We start from the raw sequence: 14,927 nt of genomic DNA on the forward strand, positions 1-14,927 counted from the left end.
CTGGCCCCGTCTTCCCCGTCTCGGGGAGGGCGGGGCCTTTTCGCGTTCCGGCCTCCCCGGGAGGGGTTGTTAACCGGGTGACCTCAAGGGTTGCGGAGGCGTGCACCGGGTTGGCCAGCGCGCGGGCGGCGGGCCGGTTGTTAACCGGTCTGGCTCAACGGCTTGCGAAGGAGCGTGACGACATGAAGAACATCGCCTTGATCGGCCGCGCCCGGTCCGGCAAGGACACGGCCGCCTCGGTGCTGCGGGAGTACGGGTACGTCCGTCTCGCGCTGGCCGACCCGCTGAAGGCCATGGCCTTCGACATCGACCCGGTGGTGGGCACCGAGATGCTGGGCGTCCACGCCCCGGCCCTGATCCGCCTGACCGACGCGGTGGACCGCTACGGCTGGGAGACGGTGAAGGACCGGTTCCCGGAGGCCCGCAGGTTCTTGCAGCGGCTCGGCACGGAGGGCGTCCGGCGGCACGTCGACCCGGACTTCTGGATCATGCGGTGCCTGCGGGCCGCCACTGCCGTGGACGGCCCGGTGGTCGTGACCGACGTGCGCTTCGACAACGAGGTGGCCGCGCTGCGCGCCAACGGCTTCACGGTCTGGTTCATCGACCGGGGTAGGGCCGACGGCATCCACCCGAGCGAACAGCTCGGTCCCGAGCATGCCGACCTGGTGATCGACAACACCGGCTCTCTCGCCGCCTTTCACACCCGAATCCGCGATGCCCTGGAGGCCACCGTATGACCCTGCGCGACCGCTGCGACGCGATCGACCGCACCGCGACCGCGATCGAGAACGTGCTGTTCGTCTACACGCCCGTGCCGGAGCTGCTGACGGCGGACGAGCGCGAGGCCGACGAGCAGGCCGCGAACGCCCGCGTCGAGGCCGAGGTTCCTGGCTTCTCGGAAAGCATTCCGTCGCTAACGCAACCCCGACCCTAATGGAAATAATCTGATAGATACTCCCATCCCGGCCTCTATTGGTTCCAGGGCTTTCAATCCAAGGATGTCGGAACGCAGCGTTCAATCATGCCTGACGAATCAATTTTTGAATGCCATTCAATGGTTTAATTGAGTCATCAAGAAGGGTCGCCCGGTCGGGTCATTCGACTACCTAAGTCCATGAGTCGTTCGATTTATGTATCGAACTGCCATCGGGGCTGCCTGGCGTGCCAAAACGCCCGTTTTAACCTCCGCGCCGACACAGCTCGGGCCATGTCGGCACGCCAACGCGGTTGGCCTACTGAGTTGGCATACCGTGGTGGCGCGCCGAGCTGCTAGAGGGCACTACTCGGGGGCGATTCAGGACTGTGCGCTGACACCATTCCAGAGGGTTGAGGATTCAGCGACGAAACCACCACGCAGGCGCTGAGCTGGAGCGATGTGTGTGCGAAGAAATGAGATTTGGCGAGTCCTCTGATGGTACGTAGGATCTCACCACGCGGAGCGGGCCACCCCTTGCCGGGGGTGGCCCGCGTGTTCCGTCATGCGGTCTCGTAGCCACAGAGAGGAACCTTCTCATCATGACACAGCCCAGGCATCCCAAGCCCTCGGCGGCTGATCGGCCGATCACCTGGCGGGAAGCCGCCATCTACGTCCACGGGGCGTTCACCACACTCAGCCTGCACAACCAGGTCGGCTGGCCAACGACGACCGCAGCAGCTGTCGGCCTGACCGGTCCCGTCACCTGGGCGCTGCTGCGCCGCCGTTGAAGCCTGTGGGGTCGGTAAGGTAAGTAAGTAACCATCAGCCCCGGCTGTCCTTTGGACGGCCGGGGCTTTTGCATGCCCAAAACAGAGAGGACCGCATGTCCGAAGGCGTCCGCACGATCCACCAGAAGGGCTCGCGCTACTACATCCATCCCGAGACGGGCGACCTCGCCCCCTCGGTGACGTCCATCCTGAACATGGAGGCCAAGCCGTTCCTTCAGGACTGGTCGGCCGGCATGGCGGCCGAGACCGCGGTGACCGACCTGGAGGTGGTCCAGCGCATCGCCGCCCGCGACCGGCAGGCAGCCGTGGACTTCCTGAAGTACGCGGCGAAGAGGTACACCAAGGTCCGCGCCGACGTCGGCTCGCTGGTCCACGACTACTTCGAGCTGCGGCTGCGCGGCGAAGAGGTGCCCTACCCGCACCACGACGTCGAGCCGTACGTCGCGCACATCGAAGCGTGGCTCGACCGCTACCAGCCTGAGCTGCTGCACGCCGAAGACGTCGCCTGGTCACGTGAGCACGAGTACGCGGGCAGCTTCGACTTCATGGTGAAGATCGGCGGCAAGACGATCCTGGGCGACCTGAAGACCAGCAAGAGCGTGTACCTGTCGGTCGCGGCCCAGCTCGCCGCCTACGCCCACGCGGACGACCTGATCACCGTGGACCGCAAGATCCAGCCCTTCCCGAAGATCGACGCGGGGGCGGTGCTCCACATCACCCCGGCCAAGGCCGAGTTCCGCCCGGTGAAGATCGACCGTCCGATCTTCGACCGCTTCCTGACCCTGCGCCGCCGCTTCGCCGACGACCGGGCCTCGGACGCCGGGATCATCGGCCGCGTCGCCTGGAAGAACGAGGCCGGGCGCCAGACCGGCACCGCCCGCCGCTCCTCCTGACCCCGGCCTGTTAACCGCCCCGACCTGAACATCCACGGGGCCGACCGACCGGCGGCCCGCACCCGACAGAACGGAAGCACTTGAGCGACGCACTCGACAACATCTTCAACTCCGACCCGGAGCTGGCGGAGCGCGCCGAACGCGCCGAGGCCAACGCCCGGCCGGACATCGCGGGCACCTTCCGGGCCTACGAGCCCGACCCGAACGGCGGCTTCCCCCGAGCCCTGCACACGTGGCGTGTCACCAGCGCGGTACCCGCCACCGCCGACGCGGTGGCGGAGCTGCTGGGCGGCACGCCGCACGAGCTGGACACCGAGGCCGAGGACGCCATCGCGGTGGACACCGACACCGACCGGGTCGAGGTCGTCATCGACGGCCCCGACGCGATCCAGTTCGACATGAAGCACTGGGTCAACGGCAAGCTCGCCCACCACTGCGACACCCGGGCGTTCCTCAGCCCGCCGGAGGACGTGGGCGTGCCGTGCCGCTGCCCGCGCACCATCGCGGAGCTGAAGGCGCGGGCGAAGGACGAGCGGGGCCCCAAGCCGGACATCCGCATCAACTTCCACCTCGCCCACGACCCGCACCTGGGCGTCTTCCGCTACAAGTCCTCGGGCTGGACGCTGATCAGCGAGCTGCCCGCGCTGAAGAACGCTCTGGCCAAGGTCGGAGGCCCCGCGCTGGTCCACCTGATCAACGAGCGCGTGAACTACACGAGCAAGGCCGGCCGAGACGTCGACTACCAGAAGCTCACCGCCAAGGTCATCAAGGCGTACGAGCAGGCCATCACCGACACCCCGGCTTCGGCCGTCGAGGAGGAGCCGCCGTTCTAACGGCGCTCCCCACCACCAAACCAGCGGGACCGGTCCTTCGGGGCCGGTCCCGCTCCCGTTTCCCTGGAGAGAGAAACCCATGAACCACAACGGCGTCACCTGGACCTACCCCGCTGACCGCGTGAACGCGGGCAAGCGGTGGGACCTCACTGACAACCTGCACCTCGCCGACCTGCTCGATCACGGAGTCAGCCTCCCGGAGGTCGCCCGGCTACTCGGCCGCACCGAGCGCGCCGTGCGCCGCTACCTGAAGCAGCGTGAGGGGGCCGGACAGCGCTATGTCGCCGTCACGGTCCCCGCCGAGCTGGTCCCCGCGATCAGTGCGTTCCTCCTCGCGCTGGGTGCCGAGCAGTGAGCGCGGCGTGGGAGGCCGATGCCGTTCTGTTCGGCAAGGCCAGTAGCAAGGCGTTCCTGGCGATGCTCGCCGCACGCTGCGTCGCCCCTTCGGCGGGACCGGGTCACCGCCTGCCGAGTACATCGAGGAAGGTGAGTCCGGGCACGTTCGCCGCAGCCGCAGGCAAGGCCCGGGGCACGGTGAACAACTATCTCGCCACCTGGGACTTGCTGGCCGAGGCAGGCCACGTGCCCTCACGGGACCAGCTCGTTCCGGGCGTGGACGTGGACCTTCCGACCGCAGCGACGTGGAAGGAGTTCTACCGCAGGGCCCACCCGCCCGCGCGGAGCGTCCCGACCATGGTGACGCCTCGGACGTCCCCCGAGGTGGAGGCCGCCGTGGTCCGCATGTTCGACGCGGTCGACGGCTTCGAGGAGCGGACCCCGGGGCCGGTCGCGCAGGCCCTCGGACAGATGGCGGACTCACTGGCCGAGATGCGCGAGCCGGATCGCACTCGCGCCGCCTACCTGCGGGCCCTGGATGCCCTCGCCGAACTGCTCGAAGCCCTTCCGAACCACTGATCGGAGAGACCCGATGACGACCTCAACGGAGCCGATCCCGGCCCGCCTCGTCAACGTCCTGCCCGCGACCGACCGCGCGCAGGAGATCATGCGCATGGCCTTCCGCGAGTCGCCGCGCCCGCCGTCGGCCGGCACCCGCAACAGTCAGGCGAAGCTGACCGAGCGCAAGGTGTACGCGATCCGCCGCGCCGCCGATCTGGGCGCCAGCCTCTCCGCGCTCGCCGAGGCGTTCGACATCTCCGAGCGGGCCTGTCGCCACATCGCTCGGCGGACCTCCTGGGCGCATCTGCCGGAGGAGGTCCCGGCGCGTTGAGCGACCACTTCACCCCGCTGTGGAAGGTCCCGCCCGAGCAGCGACGGGCTTTCCTGCACGCCCGTGCACGGGCGCTGGCCGCCGATGGTGCGAACCCGCGCCGCCTGCTGCGGGCCTCCGACTCCGCCCACACCGTCGACTTCCGCGAACCGCGCCAGGGGGAGGGCGAGACGTGACCTTCCGCATCGGGCTGGGGACCGCCCCGGCGCTGGGCGACGTCCGGCTCGCCGGACCCGGCGACACCTTGCTGTTCCTGCACGACGCCCGGCAGCGGCCGGACTTCGCCCGCTACTGGCAGGCCGCCGCGGTGGCCGTGTTCCGTGGCGCGGGCCTGACGGTGGTGACCGCCTAGTGACCAACCGCAACAAGGCGAAAGGAACCGCGTTCGAGCGCGAGGTCGCCGACTACCTGAACGAACAGCTCGGCCAGTACCGGGAGTTGTGGAAGGGCGGCGACCGCGCCGTCCGCTGGAAGGACCCGACCGACCGCGACAACGTCCGCCGCAACGTCCAGGAGGGCGCGGCCGACATAGGCGACCTCGCGGTCCGGCCCTTCACCGGGGAGTGCAAGGCCGAGAAGTCGTTCGACCTGGCCTCGTACGTGCGCCAGGCCGAGGCCGAGGCGAAGAACGCCGGGCTGCCGTTCGGCGTCGCGTACGTGAAGCGGCCCCGGGCGAAGACCGAGGACGGATACGCCGTCACGTCGATCCGCACGCACGCGGCGATCGTCAAGGCCCTGCGGGAGGCCGGTTACTAGAGAGGAGAGGGCAGTTGCGCATGTCGGCGATCCTGAACCGCTTGGAAGAGTGGCGGGACTACCAGAGCGGTGAGTGGGTGGCGCGCTGCCCGGCCCACGCCGACGGGAAACCGTCGTTGTGGGTCAACTTGAAGACGTCCGGGATGGTGGGCCTGGCCTGCCGTGCCGGGTGCCGTTTCGAGGACATCGTGGCCGGGATGGGCCTGCTGCCCCGGCACCTGTTCAACGTCGACGCCGAGGGCCTGGTCGCGGTCGCCGAGGCCCGGCCGGAGCCGGTCTCCCCGTTCCTGACGGCGGGGCTGCGGGTGTGGCTGGACGCCCTGCCGGCCGGTGAGGCCGAGGCAGCCCCGGCCGTGGGCTACGCGCAGAAACGTTTCGGCTTGTCGGTAGTCGAGCAGGGCCGGCTGGGCCTGCGCTGGTGGCCGGGTCCGCAGCCGTGTCCTGACTGGGTTCCGACCTCGTTCGTCCGGTATCCCCGCCTCGTGGTGCCGATGCACGACTTCGCGGGAGTGGCCCGGGGCGCGCAGGGCCGGGACCTGTCGGGGCGCTGCCCCGGCCGGTGGATCTCGCTCGCCAACCCGGACGGCTTCGAGTGGCAGCGCTTCGGGGTGTTCCCCGGCCCGGAGCCGGATGCGCCGTGGATCGTCGCCGAGGGTCTGTCGGACCCGCTGGCGGTGGTCGCCGACGGCTTCAACGCGGTGGGGGTGCGCGGGGCCGCGCTGCTCAACAACGACCCGTCGACGCTGGACGCGCTGGCCGCCGGTCTGGCCGACCGCGACGTGCGGGTGTGCGGGGACAACGACCGCGCCGGGCGGGAGTTCACCCGGACCATCCTCGCTGCCCTCCACGAACGGGAGGTGCACGCCCGTCGGCTGACGCTGCCCGAGGGCTTCAAGGACTACGCAGTATGGAGAGAGACCCGATGACGGCTTACGCCATCGACAGCCTGACCACCCCCTACGAGCCGGACCGGCCGTCGCTGACGCTGCCTCCATCGGAGGCGGTGGCTGCCTACCGTGAGGCGGCGTCCCGGTACGGGGCGTCCGACATCGTCAACGCCCACGCGCTGGTGCGGTACACCCGCAACGGCATCCGGTACGCCGACGGCGTCGGGTTCCACGTGTGGTCGGGGACGCACTGGGTGCGTAACGAGGTGCTGGTGCGCCAGGCCGCCCACGACCTCGGGGCCGCGCTGGTGGAGACCCTGGCGAGGGAGAAGGCGATCATCCGCGAGGCGCTGGCGCTGAAGCTGGCCGGTGACGCGCTGGAAAGCGAGTATGAGAAGCAGGTCGCCGCGCTGCCGCTGGCGAAGGCGTCGAAGGGCTTCACGATGGCGCGCAGGATTGACGACCTGATGCGCGAGCTGGCGTCGGTGCGCGGAGTCCACTGCACGGTGGACGACTTCGACAACCAGCCGCACCTGCTCAGCTTCGCCGACTGCACGGTGGACCTGCGCACGGGCGCGGCCCAGCCGCACGACCCGGCGGACATGCTGACCAAGTCGCTGCCGTGGAAGTACAACCCGAAGGCCGAGGCCCCGCGCTGGCTGCGGTTCCTGGACGAGGTGTTCCCCAACGAGCCGCTGATGCCCGCCTACATCCACCGTCTGTGCGGCTACGGCATCACCGGCTCGACGGCGGAGCAGGCGTTCGCGGTGCTGGTCGGTGTCGGTGCGAACGGCAAGTCGGTGTTCTTGGACAGCTTGAGCTTCGTCTTCGACGCGCTGTCCGAGACGACCCGCTTCGAGACGTTCGAGGACCGGGGCAGCTCGATCCCCGCCGACCTGGCCGCGCTGCGCGGGGCCCGGATGGTGATGGCCTCGGAGGGTGAGGCGGGCAAGGCGATGTCGGAGTCCGTGCTGAAGCGGGCGACCGGCAGCGACAAGCTGACGGCGCGTTTCATGAGGGAGAACTTCTTCACCTATCAGCCGACGTTTCTGCTGTGGCTGGCGTCCAACCACTCCCCGCAATTCCGTTCCCAGGACGCCGGGTTGTGGAGGCGCGTGAAGCTGATCACGTTCGACAGGTACTTCGCGCCCGAGGAGCGTGACCACGGGATCTTCGCCGAGCTGCGAGGTGAGGCCGAGGGCATCGCCGCGTGGGCGGTGGCTGGCGCGGTCGAGTGGTACCGCGAGGGGCTGAAGGAGCCGGATTCCATCAAGGCCGCCACCGGCGCGTTCAAGGAGAACTCCGACGCCTTGGCGGAGTTCCTGACGGACGTCCTGGTGAAGACCGGCGAGGACCGCGACCACGTTCTCTCCCAGGACGCCTACACCGCGTACCGGGACTGGTGCGAGGCGCAGGGCGAGAAGGCGTGGACCCGCCGCGGATTCGTCAGTGCCTTGGACGAGCGCGGCATCCGCCAGCACCGCATGAACAAGGGCCGTGTCCTGCTGGGCGTGCGCTTCGCCGCCTCGCCCGTTCCGGCTGGGCCGGGCGTGTTCGACACCACCAACGACTAGGAAGCGAGACCATGCGGGTACACCCGTACCGACTGGCGGGAGAGCCGGTCGAGATCAAGGTCGCCGAGAACGGTGACGACCTGCGGGAGTTCCGCACCTGGTGGACCGCCCACGCGGCGGCCGACACCCTGATCGGCTTCGACACCGAGACCACCGGCCTGGCCTGGACGGACCGAATACGGCTCGTCCAGCTCGGCGACACCCACACCGCGTGGGTGATCCCTGTCGAACTCGGCGGACCCTTCCGTGAAGCCGCCCGGGAGGCGCTGGCGACGCTGCCGAACCTGGTGGCGCACAACCTCGCCTTCGACGCGCTGAAGGTCGACACCGAGCTGGGCATCCGGCTCGAAGACCTCTACCCGCGCGCCCGGGACTCCCGCATCGCCGCCCATCTCCTGGACAGCCGCCACGACTTCGAGGGCGGGGTTGGCCTGTCGCTCAAGCCGCTGTCGGCCTGGTACGTCGACCCCACCGCGCCCGACACCCAGGGCGACCTGACCCGCGTATTCAACGGGCTCGGGCTGACCAAGGCCACCGGGTGGGCGGGCATCAGCCTCTCGCACCCCGTCTACGAGCTGTACGCCGGTCTCGACGCCTTGCTGGTGGCGCGGCTGCTGCCCAAGCTGCTGGACCGGTACAGGGCCGAGGGCCTGCGCTCGGCTCTGCTGCCCTACGAACACCGCCTCGCCCTGGTGTGCGCCAAGCTCCAGCGGCGCGGGATGCTGATCGACCCCGAGTACACCGAGGGCCTGATCGGCCGGCTCGCTGCCGAGAAGGAGCGGTTCTCCGCGGTGGCCGCGCGCTTCGGCGTCGACTCGGTGAACTCCCCGGACCAGGTGGCCGCCGCGCTGGCCGGGATGGGCGAACGGCTCACCGAGCGGACCGACAGCGGCGCACTGTCGGTCGCGAAGGAAGTCCTGCTGCCGCTGGCGGACTTGGACCAGGACTGGAAGCGCCTGGGGATGCGCGAGCCCAACGCGCTGGCGGACGCCGTGCTGCGAGCGAAGCGGGCGGGGAAGTGGTCGGTGTCGTACGCGGAGGCGATGTTGGCCAACCGCGACGCCTTCGACCGCATTCACCCCAAGATCAACCCCTTGGGGGCGCAGACCGGCCGGGCCTCGCACTCCGACCCGGCGATGGCCCAGCTCCCCTCACACGGGTGGGAGATCCGCCGGTGCGTGGTCGCCGAGCCGGGCAACGTCTACTTCTCGGTGGACCAGCAGGCTGTCGAACTGCGGGTGCTGGCCGCGCTGTCGGGTGAGTCCCGGATGATCCGGGCCATCGCCGAAGGTCACGACCTGCACGGCTACGCGGCCGAGATGATGTTCGGCGCGGACTACTCGAAGGCCCAGCGGACCCTGGCCAAAATTGCCGGTCTCGGCACCGCGTACCAGGGCGGTGCGGCGACCCTGGCCAAGCAGACCGGCCAGGAGGTGGACGTCATGAGGGACACCCTCCAGCGCTACGGCCGGGCATTCCCTGGGATCAAGCGCTGGGCGCGCAAGATGCAACGCACCGCGCTGGCGCAGCGGTGCACGATGACCACGGTCGTCGGCCGGCGGCTGCACCTGGACCGGGACAAGCTCTACAAGTCCGTGGCCTACACCTGCCAGTCCACCGCCCGCGACACGATGGGGCAGGCGCTGATCAGGATGGACGAGCAGGGCCTCACCTCCTACCTGACCATGTGGGTGCACGACGAGGTGGTTGGCACCGCCCCGAAGAAGGAGGCCGCGGAGGTCGCTCAGGCGTGTGCCGAGGCGATGAGGATGACGCTGCTCGGGGTGCCGCTGGACACCGACGCCGAGGTCTTCGGGCCGAGCTGGGCAGACGGCTACAAGCTCCCGGAGGAGTGGGCCTATGCGGCGTGAACCGGAGAGCGAGTTCACGCAGTTCTGCGCGGTCTGCGACGACGAGCAGCCCCTTGCTCGGTTCGGCCGGCGCAAGCGCGCGCCGAACGGGCGGGCGAACGTGTGCCGGGCCTGTGTGAAGGCCGCGAACCACAAGGCGAACAAGGACCCGCAGGTGGTCCGCAAAAGGCGGGACGCCCGGCTGCGCAGGCTGTACGGCATCACCCTGGCCGAGTACGAGCGGATGGGCCGCAGCCAGCGGTGGCGGTGCGCGATCTGCGGGCGCAAGGCCGCCGTCGGGGATCGCCTGGTAGTCGACCACGACCACGACAAGCCGAAGGGGCAAGCGGTCAGGAAACTCCTGTGCCGGGGCGAGAACTCCGCACTCGGCCATTTCGAAGATTCTTCAGAGAGGCTGAATAAAGGCAGTCGCTATCTACGCAACTACGGCAAATGAGGCCTCGATCACACTTTACCTTCACTTTGCGTAAACGATGCAGGTTATCGGCATGCCCGGGACTTTCGGCGTACGTCGAAGGTCCCGGGTCGGCGTTGCCTGCCCAGTGATCGCCACCTAGGGTCAGCACTCGTTACTTCTGAATGTGTGGATTCCGTGAAGGATGCGTGATCAATGGAGACCGGGAGCTGGGCGCGTCCGGCCGGGTTCCGGTTCTTCATTTGCCAGTTGTTTCTGACTCGCCAGCACTATCCGGCGGACTACGACCCGGGTATCGCAGACCGGTTCGCGGGCTATCTCGGCCTCACCGACGGCGAGGTCTTCCGCGACCTGCCGATGATCTGCTTCACGGACCCGCGCGAGATCGCACAGCTGGCCCCCCGGGCCTTAGCGGCCCTGCATGTGCACAGGGGCGTAAGTCCCCCATCCGGCCGGGCGTGGTCCCGCTTCGCCCGAGCCCTTCACATGATCCTCCTGCGGTGCATGGCGCTATTCGCCCGCCGCCTTTCACTGGCTCCCGCTCCGGCATTCGCCCGGAGCGGATTCGGAGCCTGATGACCCCGTGACCTGAGACCGGTCACCCCAGGCCCTCGCCCTTCGGTTATCCCGAAGTCCGGCGGGGGCCTTTCCCATGCCCTGACGCGGCCCTGCGCCGGTCCGAGCTTCGCCATGCCCTGACGCGGCCCGCCGCACGGCGATACCGCACGCCCATCCCATTGTTCTGTACATGCCAAGGAATCCCCATGTCTTCCTCCTGCATCACCCCCGCCCTGATCTCGCTGGCCCAGACCCCCAAGCCGCTGCCCGCCCTGACCGGCCTGGGCAAGCTCGACCGGGGCCGCGTCGCAACGGAGGAGATCCTGAACGACCTGGAGGGCATCGCCCGCTCCGTCTCCCGCAAGCGCGCGGCGCAGATGGAAGGCGACGGCCACCAGGCCGCCCAGGACATCGCCCAGGAGATGCGGCTGAGCTTCTGGCGCGCCATCCACGCCTGGGACGTGAACGCCGACAACACCGCGCAGTTCACGAGCTACGCGTTCGAGAAGGCCAAGCTGGACGGCCGCTCGGCCGCCACCCGCGAGATCGCCCCCGCAGCTCCCCGTCACGCCGCAGGAGCGTTCATGGGCGCCCTCAAGCGCTCCGCAGGCGACTTCGAGCAGGCCAAGACCGAACTGGTCAACCACCCCGACGCCAGCCGCCGTTTCTCCCCCGAGCGGGCCGAACTGGTCGCCGCCGCGTTCGTCCGCCCCCTGCCCATCTCCACCGTCTCCGAGATCGCTCTCGAAGCCATGCCCTCACAGGACCCCGACCACCTCGTGGAGACCACCGCACTCGGCACCACCCCCCGCGCCGCCCGCCTCCACCTCGCGCTCAAGGACGGCCGACCCGTCGTCGGCGCGGCCACCCGCGAGGGCTGGTGCACCAACCTCCAGCCCTCCCTGGCCCACAACCCGGTAGAGGTCTCCCGCGACGCCGTGCGCTGCAAGGGCGTCAAGGTCACCGGGGCCAAGCGGGGCAAGCACGCCACCGGAGCGATCATCGACCACCAGGTTGAGGCCGAGACCCGCGCCCGCTTCACCGCCGCCGCCGAGGTCAAGGCCGCCGCCCTGCTCGCCGCCATGTCCCGGGGCGAGGCCGCCATCGCCCGCTGCGCCTTCGGGTTCGACGGCGAGCCGCCCATGCTCACCGACACCGGCAAGCTCGACGCCACCGCCATAGCCGAGGCCCTGGGCACCACCCCGGGCAGCGTCAAGGCCACCTGGTCCAGGGCCCGCAAGAAGCTCCGGGACGCCGCGTGAACGCCTCTGTTAACCGCCCCAGCACAACCCTTCCGAACCCCCACGGAAGGAACACCCGATGAAGTCCCTGATCGGAACCTACGACCTGCGCGGCGGCGCGGTGCTCCGCGTCCTCGCCGACCACGGCGACAGCGACGGCTACGGCCTGGAGATCACTCTCGACGGCGACACCGTCCGCTACGACGCCGCCCACTGCGCCCGCGAAGTCCAGGCGTTCCTGGGCCTGTTCACCTGACGAGGAGAGACAACCCCCATGACGACCGTAAATGAGACCGTCCACCGGGACGAGCAGCGCTTCCCCTGCAAGTACGACGGGCCGAACGACTTCGCCCGCCTCCACGTAGACGCCGAGGGCGACATCGGCGTACTGATCCGCGCTGGCGAGGCCATGGCCTCCGTCTACCAGAACCCCGAGGTCGCCGAGCAGTTCGGCCACGCCCTGATCCAGGCCGCAGCGCAGTCCCGCACGCTCGCCCAGGAGATCGAACGCGTCCGCCAGGAGGAGGCCGAGGCCGCCCGACGCCTCGGTGAGATGGAAGCCGCACGCCAGGCCGAGCAGGACCGCCAGGCCGGACTGCCCTACCTGGTGGCCGGCGGCTCGACCTCGCCCACCGCCCTCCCGCAGCCTCCGGCCTTCACCGACCTGCCGCCCCTCCCGCCCACCCCTCCGGCCTACCCCGAAGCGCAACCGCCGACCTTCGCGGACGTGATGCTCCCGCAAAACGACACCACCGCCGAACGAGAGCGCGCGTTCCTGCGCGCGTCCGAACTGCTCGGCCCGGACGCCGGAGTCGCCTCCAAGATCGCCATGGCGAACTACCTGCTCAAAGGTGCGGCGTGACCCTTCCCGTGATCCACGCGGTCGTTCACCAGGCCGCCCGCGCCTACGAAGCCCGCACCCCCGCCGGGATGCGCGTCATCGTCATCGAGACCGAGCACTCCGTACCCGGCCAGATCACCCGGTCGGTCGTCCCCCTTCCGGAGCACGTGGCACTGGATCTGGCCATGGGCATCGAAGATTGCACTTGGTGACAGCCGCGATGGTTGGATAGCGGCATGAGCGAGCCCGACCACCCCCGGGTGATCGCCGAGGTCGCCCTGCGCAGCCTCCAGGCCGACCGCTGCAACGGCGAGTACCTGTTGACCCAGTACCTCAGCACCCCTGACGCGAGGGTACTGCTGGCCTCACCCGAGGTGCCTGACCACGCGGTAGAGCTGCTGGCCGAGATCGGCCGCACCCGCCGCCTCGCCCTGGCCCTGCTCCGCACCCTGTCCACCTGACCCACGTTAAGGCCCCCGGCCGGCACTCACAGTGCTGACCAGGGGCCTTTTCTGCGTTTCAGGACCCGCTGGTCCCAAGCTGCTCGCCCTCCTCCTTCGGCGGCTTCCACCCGCGCGGCTTCTTCCACACGATGTCCAGCCGGTCCACCGTGAACCGCCCACCCGAATACGGAGCCTTCAGCAGGTACACCCTCTCGATCGCCAACCGGAGCAGCTGCCCCCGGTAGTGGTCGTCCGACGACTCCCACAGCTTCGCGGCACGGACCGGATCGGTGAGCACGGAGATGTCCGCCATCGGCTGGGCGATCGACTCCCAGTCCTTGCGCGCGTTCTCCACGTCCTCCACCGCCGCCCGGCGCTGCTTGACGTAGGTGGCCTCTCCGTCCCGGCCTGGGTATGCCCCTGCGGCCTCCAAACGGTCAATGCGCGCCACCGCCTCCTCCGCGAGCTTGAGCTGCCCCCGGGCGTCGGCCTCCTTCTTGCTCTCCTCCGGCTGGGACAGCTCGACCCACCCTTCCGCGACGGCCAGTAGGGCGGGGTCCAGCGGATTCGCCGTCGACAGCTTCTTGCGCCACTCCTCCGCCAGGACCCGTTCCACGGATGTCCGCATACCCGTTACCGGAGCGGGGCAGTCCAGCCCGAGGTTGACCCTGCCGCATCGGAACGACTGGCCGTGGATCGTCGCCGTGTGGCCCTTCTTAGGGTCTCGGCCTCCGCCCTCGCACCACATGAGCCCCGACGCAGGCGAGCGCTTCACGGGCTTCCCCTGCTCCTCCACGGTCGGAAGGTTCTTGCGCCGCTCCCACCCCGCCGCGATCCGCCGGTGCTTGTCCCACGTCTCCTGCGGAATACCCTCCACACCCTTGGCGAACACCCTCACGGGCTTCCCCTTGGCATTCAGGTAGACCTGCGCGACGTGGTTCACCCGCGTGATCTGCCATCCGAGGTACACCGGGTTCCGCAGGATCGTGCCGACCGTATTCGCCCGGAACGCGCCTCCCCGAGTCGACCGGAACCCGTCGGCCGTCAGCCCCAGCGCGATCTTCCGATTGGACAAGCCTTCGGCGGCCTCGTTGTGGATTCGCTCGATCACCGGCCAGAACTTGCCGTGCTTGAGCTTGCGCTTCTTCGTGACCTTCAACCCGTACGGCGCACCCGCCAGCCACTTGCCCTCGTCACGCTGCTCGGCCTTGGTATCCCGGACCTTCTGCGACAGCACCCGGCTGTACTCACGGTCTCGCTCGGCGTCCTCAATGATCCGGCGGCGGTCCTCAACCCGGTCGGTGTCGAGCCCGTTGATATCGAAGACGAGCCGCTTCCCGGGGTTGTCCAGGATCTTCAGCACGTCGCCCGCACCCTTGCGGCTATACCGCGAGGAGTCGTACGCCCACAGACAGTCCGACTCGCCTTCGAGAAGCGCGTGGACCGCCGCGTCGAAGTCCGGGCGCTTCACGGTCAGTTTGTACGCGCTCAGGTTCTCACGGAAGATCCGGCGAATCTCATATCGGTTCGTCTTCGCCCATGCCCGGCCCTTCACTTCCTGCGCCTTCAGCGACAGGATGTCCCGGGCCGCCGTACCCCGGACGACCTGCGACTTCCGAAGAAGCAGATCGACATATCGCACCGGTCCGGCAGGCTTCCGAGCCATGGTTCCACTCTCCAGTC

General features: G+C 69.1%; 22 protein-coding genes. 21 read left to right on the forward strand and 1 reads right to left on the reverse strand.

Going from position 1 to position 14,927, the window contains the following annotated elements; translation table 11 throughout:
* Positions 1 to 182 precede the first annotated feature (182 nt).
* From ACIQVZ_RS12755 to ACIQVZ_RS12855, 21 genes are all read left to right on the forward strand, one after another.
* Positions 183 to 737 (forward strand): hypothetical protein, encoded by a 555-nt coding sequence (locus ACIQVZ_RS12755; RefSeq protein WP_402449377.1) that lies wholly within the window; start codon positions 183 to 185, stop codon positions 735 to 737.
* Positions 734 to 934 (forward strand): hypothetical protein, encoded by a 201-nt coding sequence (locus ACIQVZ_RS12760; RefSeq protein ID WP_402449379.1) that lies wholly within the window; start codon positions 734 to 736, stop codon positions 932 to 934. Before ACIQVZ_RS12755 ends, ACIQVZ_RS12760 begins: the two co-directional genes overlap by 4 nt.
* Before the next feature lie 581 nt (positions 935 to 1,515).
* A complete protein-coding gene (locus ACIQVZ_RS12765; RefSeq protein WP_402449381.1) occupies positions 1,516 to 1,704 on the forward strand; it encodes a hypothetical protein in 189 nt (62 codons plus the stop codon).
* Positions 1,705 to 1,799: 95 nt separating this feature from the next.
* Positions 1,800 to 2,597, forward strand: a complete 798-nt coding sequence (locus tag ACIQVZ_RS12770) for a hypothetical protein (RefSeq protein ID WP_402449384.1) — start codon at positions 1,800 to 1,802, stop codon at positions 2,595 to 2,597.
* Positions 2,598 to 2,677: 80 nt separating this feature from the next.
* Complete coding sequence (locus tag ACIQVZ_RS12775; RefSeq protein ID WP_402449387.1) at positions 2,678 to 3,430, forward strand: hypothetical protein; 753 nt, start codon at positions 2,678 to 2,680, stop codon at positions 3,428 to 3,430.
* Between the two features lie 79 nt (positions 3,431 to 3,509).
* Complete coding sequence (locus tag ACIQVZ_RS12780; RefSeq protein ID WP_402449390.1) at positions 3,510 to 3,785, forward strand: helix-turn-helix domain-containing protein; 276 nt, start codon at positions 3,510 to 3,512, stop codon at positions 3,783 to 3,785.
* A gap of 131 nt (positions 3,786 to 3,916) precedes the next feature.
* Entirely contained in the window at positions 3,917 to 4,345 is a 429-nt protein-coding gene (locus tag ACIQVZ_RS12785; protein ID WP_402449393.1) for a hypothetical protein, read from the forward strand.
* Positions 4,346 to 4,358: 13 nt separating this feature from the next.
* The gene (locus ACIQVZ_RS12790) at positions 4,359 to 4,658 is read left to right on the forward strand and encodes a hypothetical protein (protein WP_402449395.1); all 300 of its coding nucleotides are present in this window, start codon (positions 4,359 to 4,361) and stop codon (positions 4,656 to 4,658) included.
* Positions 4,655 to 4,834: a hypothetical protein gene (locus ACIQVZ_RS12795; RefSeq protein ID WP_402449398.1), complete on the forward strand. Its 180-nt coding sequence runs from the start codon at positions 4,655 to 4,657 to the stop codon at positions 4,832 to 4,834. The genes ACIQVZ_RS12790 and ACIQVZ_RS12795 overlap by 4 nt, the downstream gene beginning before the upstream one ends.
* Entirely contained in the window at positions 4,831 to 5,010 is a 180-nt protein-coding gene (locus ACIQVZ_RS12800) for a hypothetical protein (protein ID WP_402449401.1), read from the forward strand. The genes ACIQVZ_RS12795 and ACIQVZ_RS12800 overlap by 4 nt, the downstream gene beginning before the upstream one ends.
* The gene (locus ACIQVZ_RS12805; RefSeq protein ID WP_402449403.1) at positions 5,010 to 5,414 is read left to right on the forward strand and encodes a hypothetical protein; all 405 of its coding nucleotides are present in this window, start codon (positions 5,010 to 5,012) and stop codon (positions 5,412 to 5,414) included. Before ACIQVZ_RS12800 ends, ACIQVZ_RS12805 begins: the two co-directional genes overlap by 1 nt.
* A 20-nt stretch (positions 5,415 to 5,434) precedes the next feature.
* Positions 5,435 to 6,340, forward strand: coding sequence for a toprim domain-containing protein (locus tag ACIQVZ_RS12810; RefSeq protein WP_402449406.1), 906 nt, complete (start codon positions 5,435 to 5,437; stop codon positions 6,338 to 6,340).
* A complete protein-coding gene (locus ACIQVZ_RS12815) occupies positions 6,337 to 7,875 on the forward strand; it encodes a phage/plasmid primase, P4 family (protein WP_402449409.1) in 1,539 nt (512 codons plus the stop codon). Before ACIQVZ_RS12810 ends, ACIQVZ_RS12815 begins: the two co-directional genes overlap by 4 nt.
* Before the next feature lie 11 nt (positions 7,876 to 7,886).
* The gene (locus tag ACIQVZ_RS12820; protein ID WP_402449412.1) at positions 7,887 to 9,746 is read left to right on the forward strand and encodes a DNA polymerase; all 1,860 of its coding nucleotides are present in this window, start codon (positions 7,887 to 7,889) and stop codon (positions 9,744 to 9,746) included.
* On the forward strand, positions 9,736 to 10,182 hold the full coding sequence (locus ACIQVZ_RS12825) for an endonuclease domain-containing protein (protein WP_402449414.1): 447 nt from the start codon (positions 9,736 to 9,738) through the stop codon (positions 10,180 to 10,182). The genes ACIQVZ_RS12820 and ACIQVZ_RS12825 overlap by 11 nt, the downstream gene beginning before the upstream one ends.
* Before the next feature lie 174 nt (positions 10,183 to 10,356).
* A complete protein-coding gene (locus ACIQVZ_RS12830; RefSeq protein WP_402449416.1) occupies positions 10,357 to 10,737 on the forward strand; it encodes a hypothetical protein in 381 nt (126 codons plus the stop codon).
* A 188-nt stretch (positions 10,738 to 10,925) separates the two neighbouring features.
* Positions 10,926 to 11,981: a hypothetical protein gene (locus ACIQVZ_RS12835; protein ID WP_402449418.1), complete on the forward strand. Its 1,056-nt coding sequence runs from the start codon at positions 10,926 to 10,928 to the stop codon at positions 11,979 to 11,981.
* A 58-nt stretch (positions 11,982 to 12,039) separates the two neighbouring features.
* Positions 12,040 to 12,216 carry a hypothetical protein gene (locus tag ACIQVZ_RS12840; protein WP_402449420.1) on the forward strand — a complete coding sequence of 59 codons (177 nt, stop codon included), beginning with the start codon at positions 12,040 to 12,042 and terminating at the stop codon, positions 12,214 to 12,216.
* An 18-nt stretch (positions 12,217 to 12,234) separates the two neighbouring features.
* Positions 12,235 to 12,822 (forward strand): hypothetical protein, encoded by a 588-nt coding sequence (locus ACIQVZ_RS12845; RefSeq protein ID WP_402449422.1) that lies wholly within the window; start codon positions 12,235 to 12,237, stop codon positions 12,820 to 12,822.
* Positions 12,819 to 13,013, forward strand: a complete 195-nt coding sequence (locus ACIQVZ_RS12850; RefSeq protein ID WP_402449424.1) for a hypothetical protein — start codon at positions 12,819 to 12,821, stop codon at positions 13,011 to 13,013. The genes ACIQVZ_RS12845 and ACIQVZ_RS12850 overlap by 4 nt, the downstream gene beginning before the upstream one ends.
* Before the next feature lie 24 nt (positions 13,014 to 13,037).
* Entirely contained in the window at positions 13,038 to 13,262 is a 225-nt protein-coding gene (locus ACIQVZ_RS12855) for a hypothetical protein (protein ID WP_402449427.1), read from the forward strand.
* A 58-nt stretch (positions 13,263 to 13,320) separates the two neighbouring features.
* Here the strand turns inward: ACIQVZ_RS12855 and ACIQVZ_RS12860 are convergent, their stop codons facing one another.
* On the reverse strand, positions 13,321 to 14,910 hold the full coding sequence (locus ACIQVZ_RS12860) for a recombinase family protein (RefSeq protein WP_402449429.1): 1,590 nt from the start codon (positions 14,908 to 14,910) through the stop codon (positions 13,321 to 13,323).
* Positions 14,911 to 14,927 lie beyond the last annotated feature (17 nt).

The organism is Kitasatospora sp. NPDC098663 (assembly GCF_044760075.1).
In the GTDB taxonomy this organism is placed as follows: domain Bacteria; phylum Actinomycetota; class Actinomycetes; order Streptomycetales; family Streptomycetaceae; genus Kitasatospora.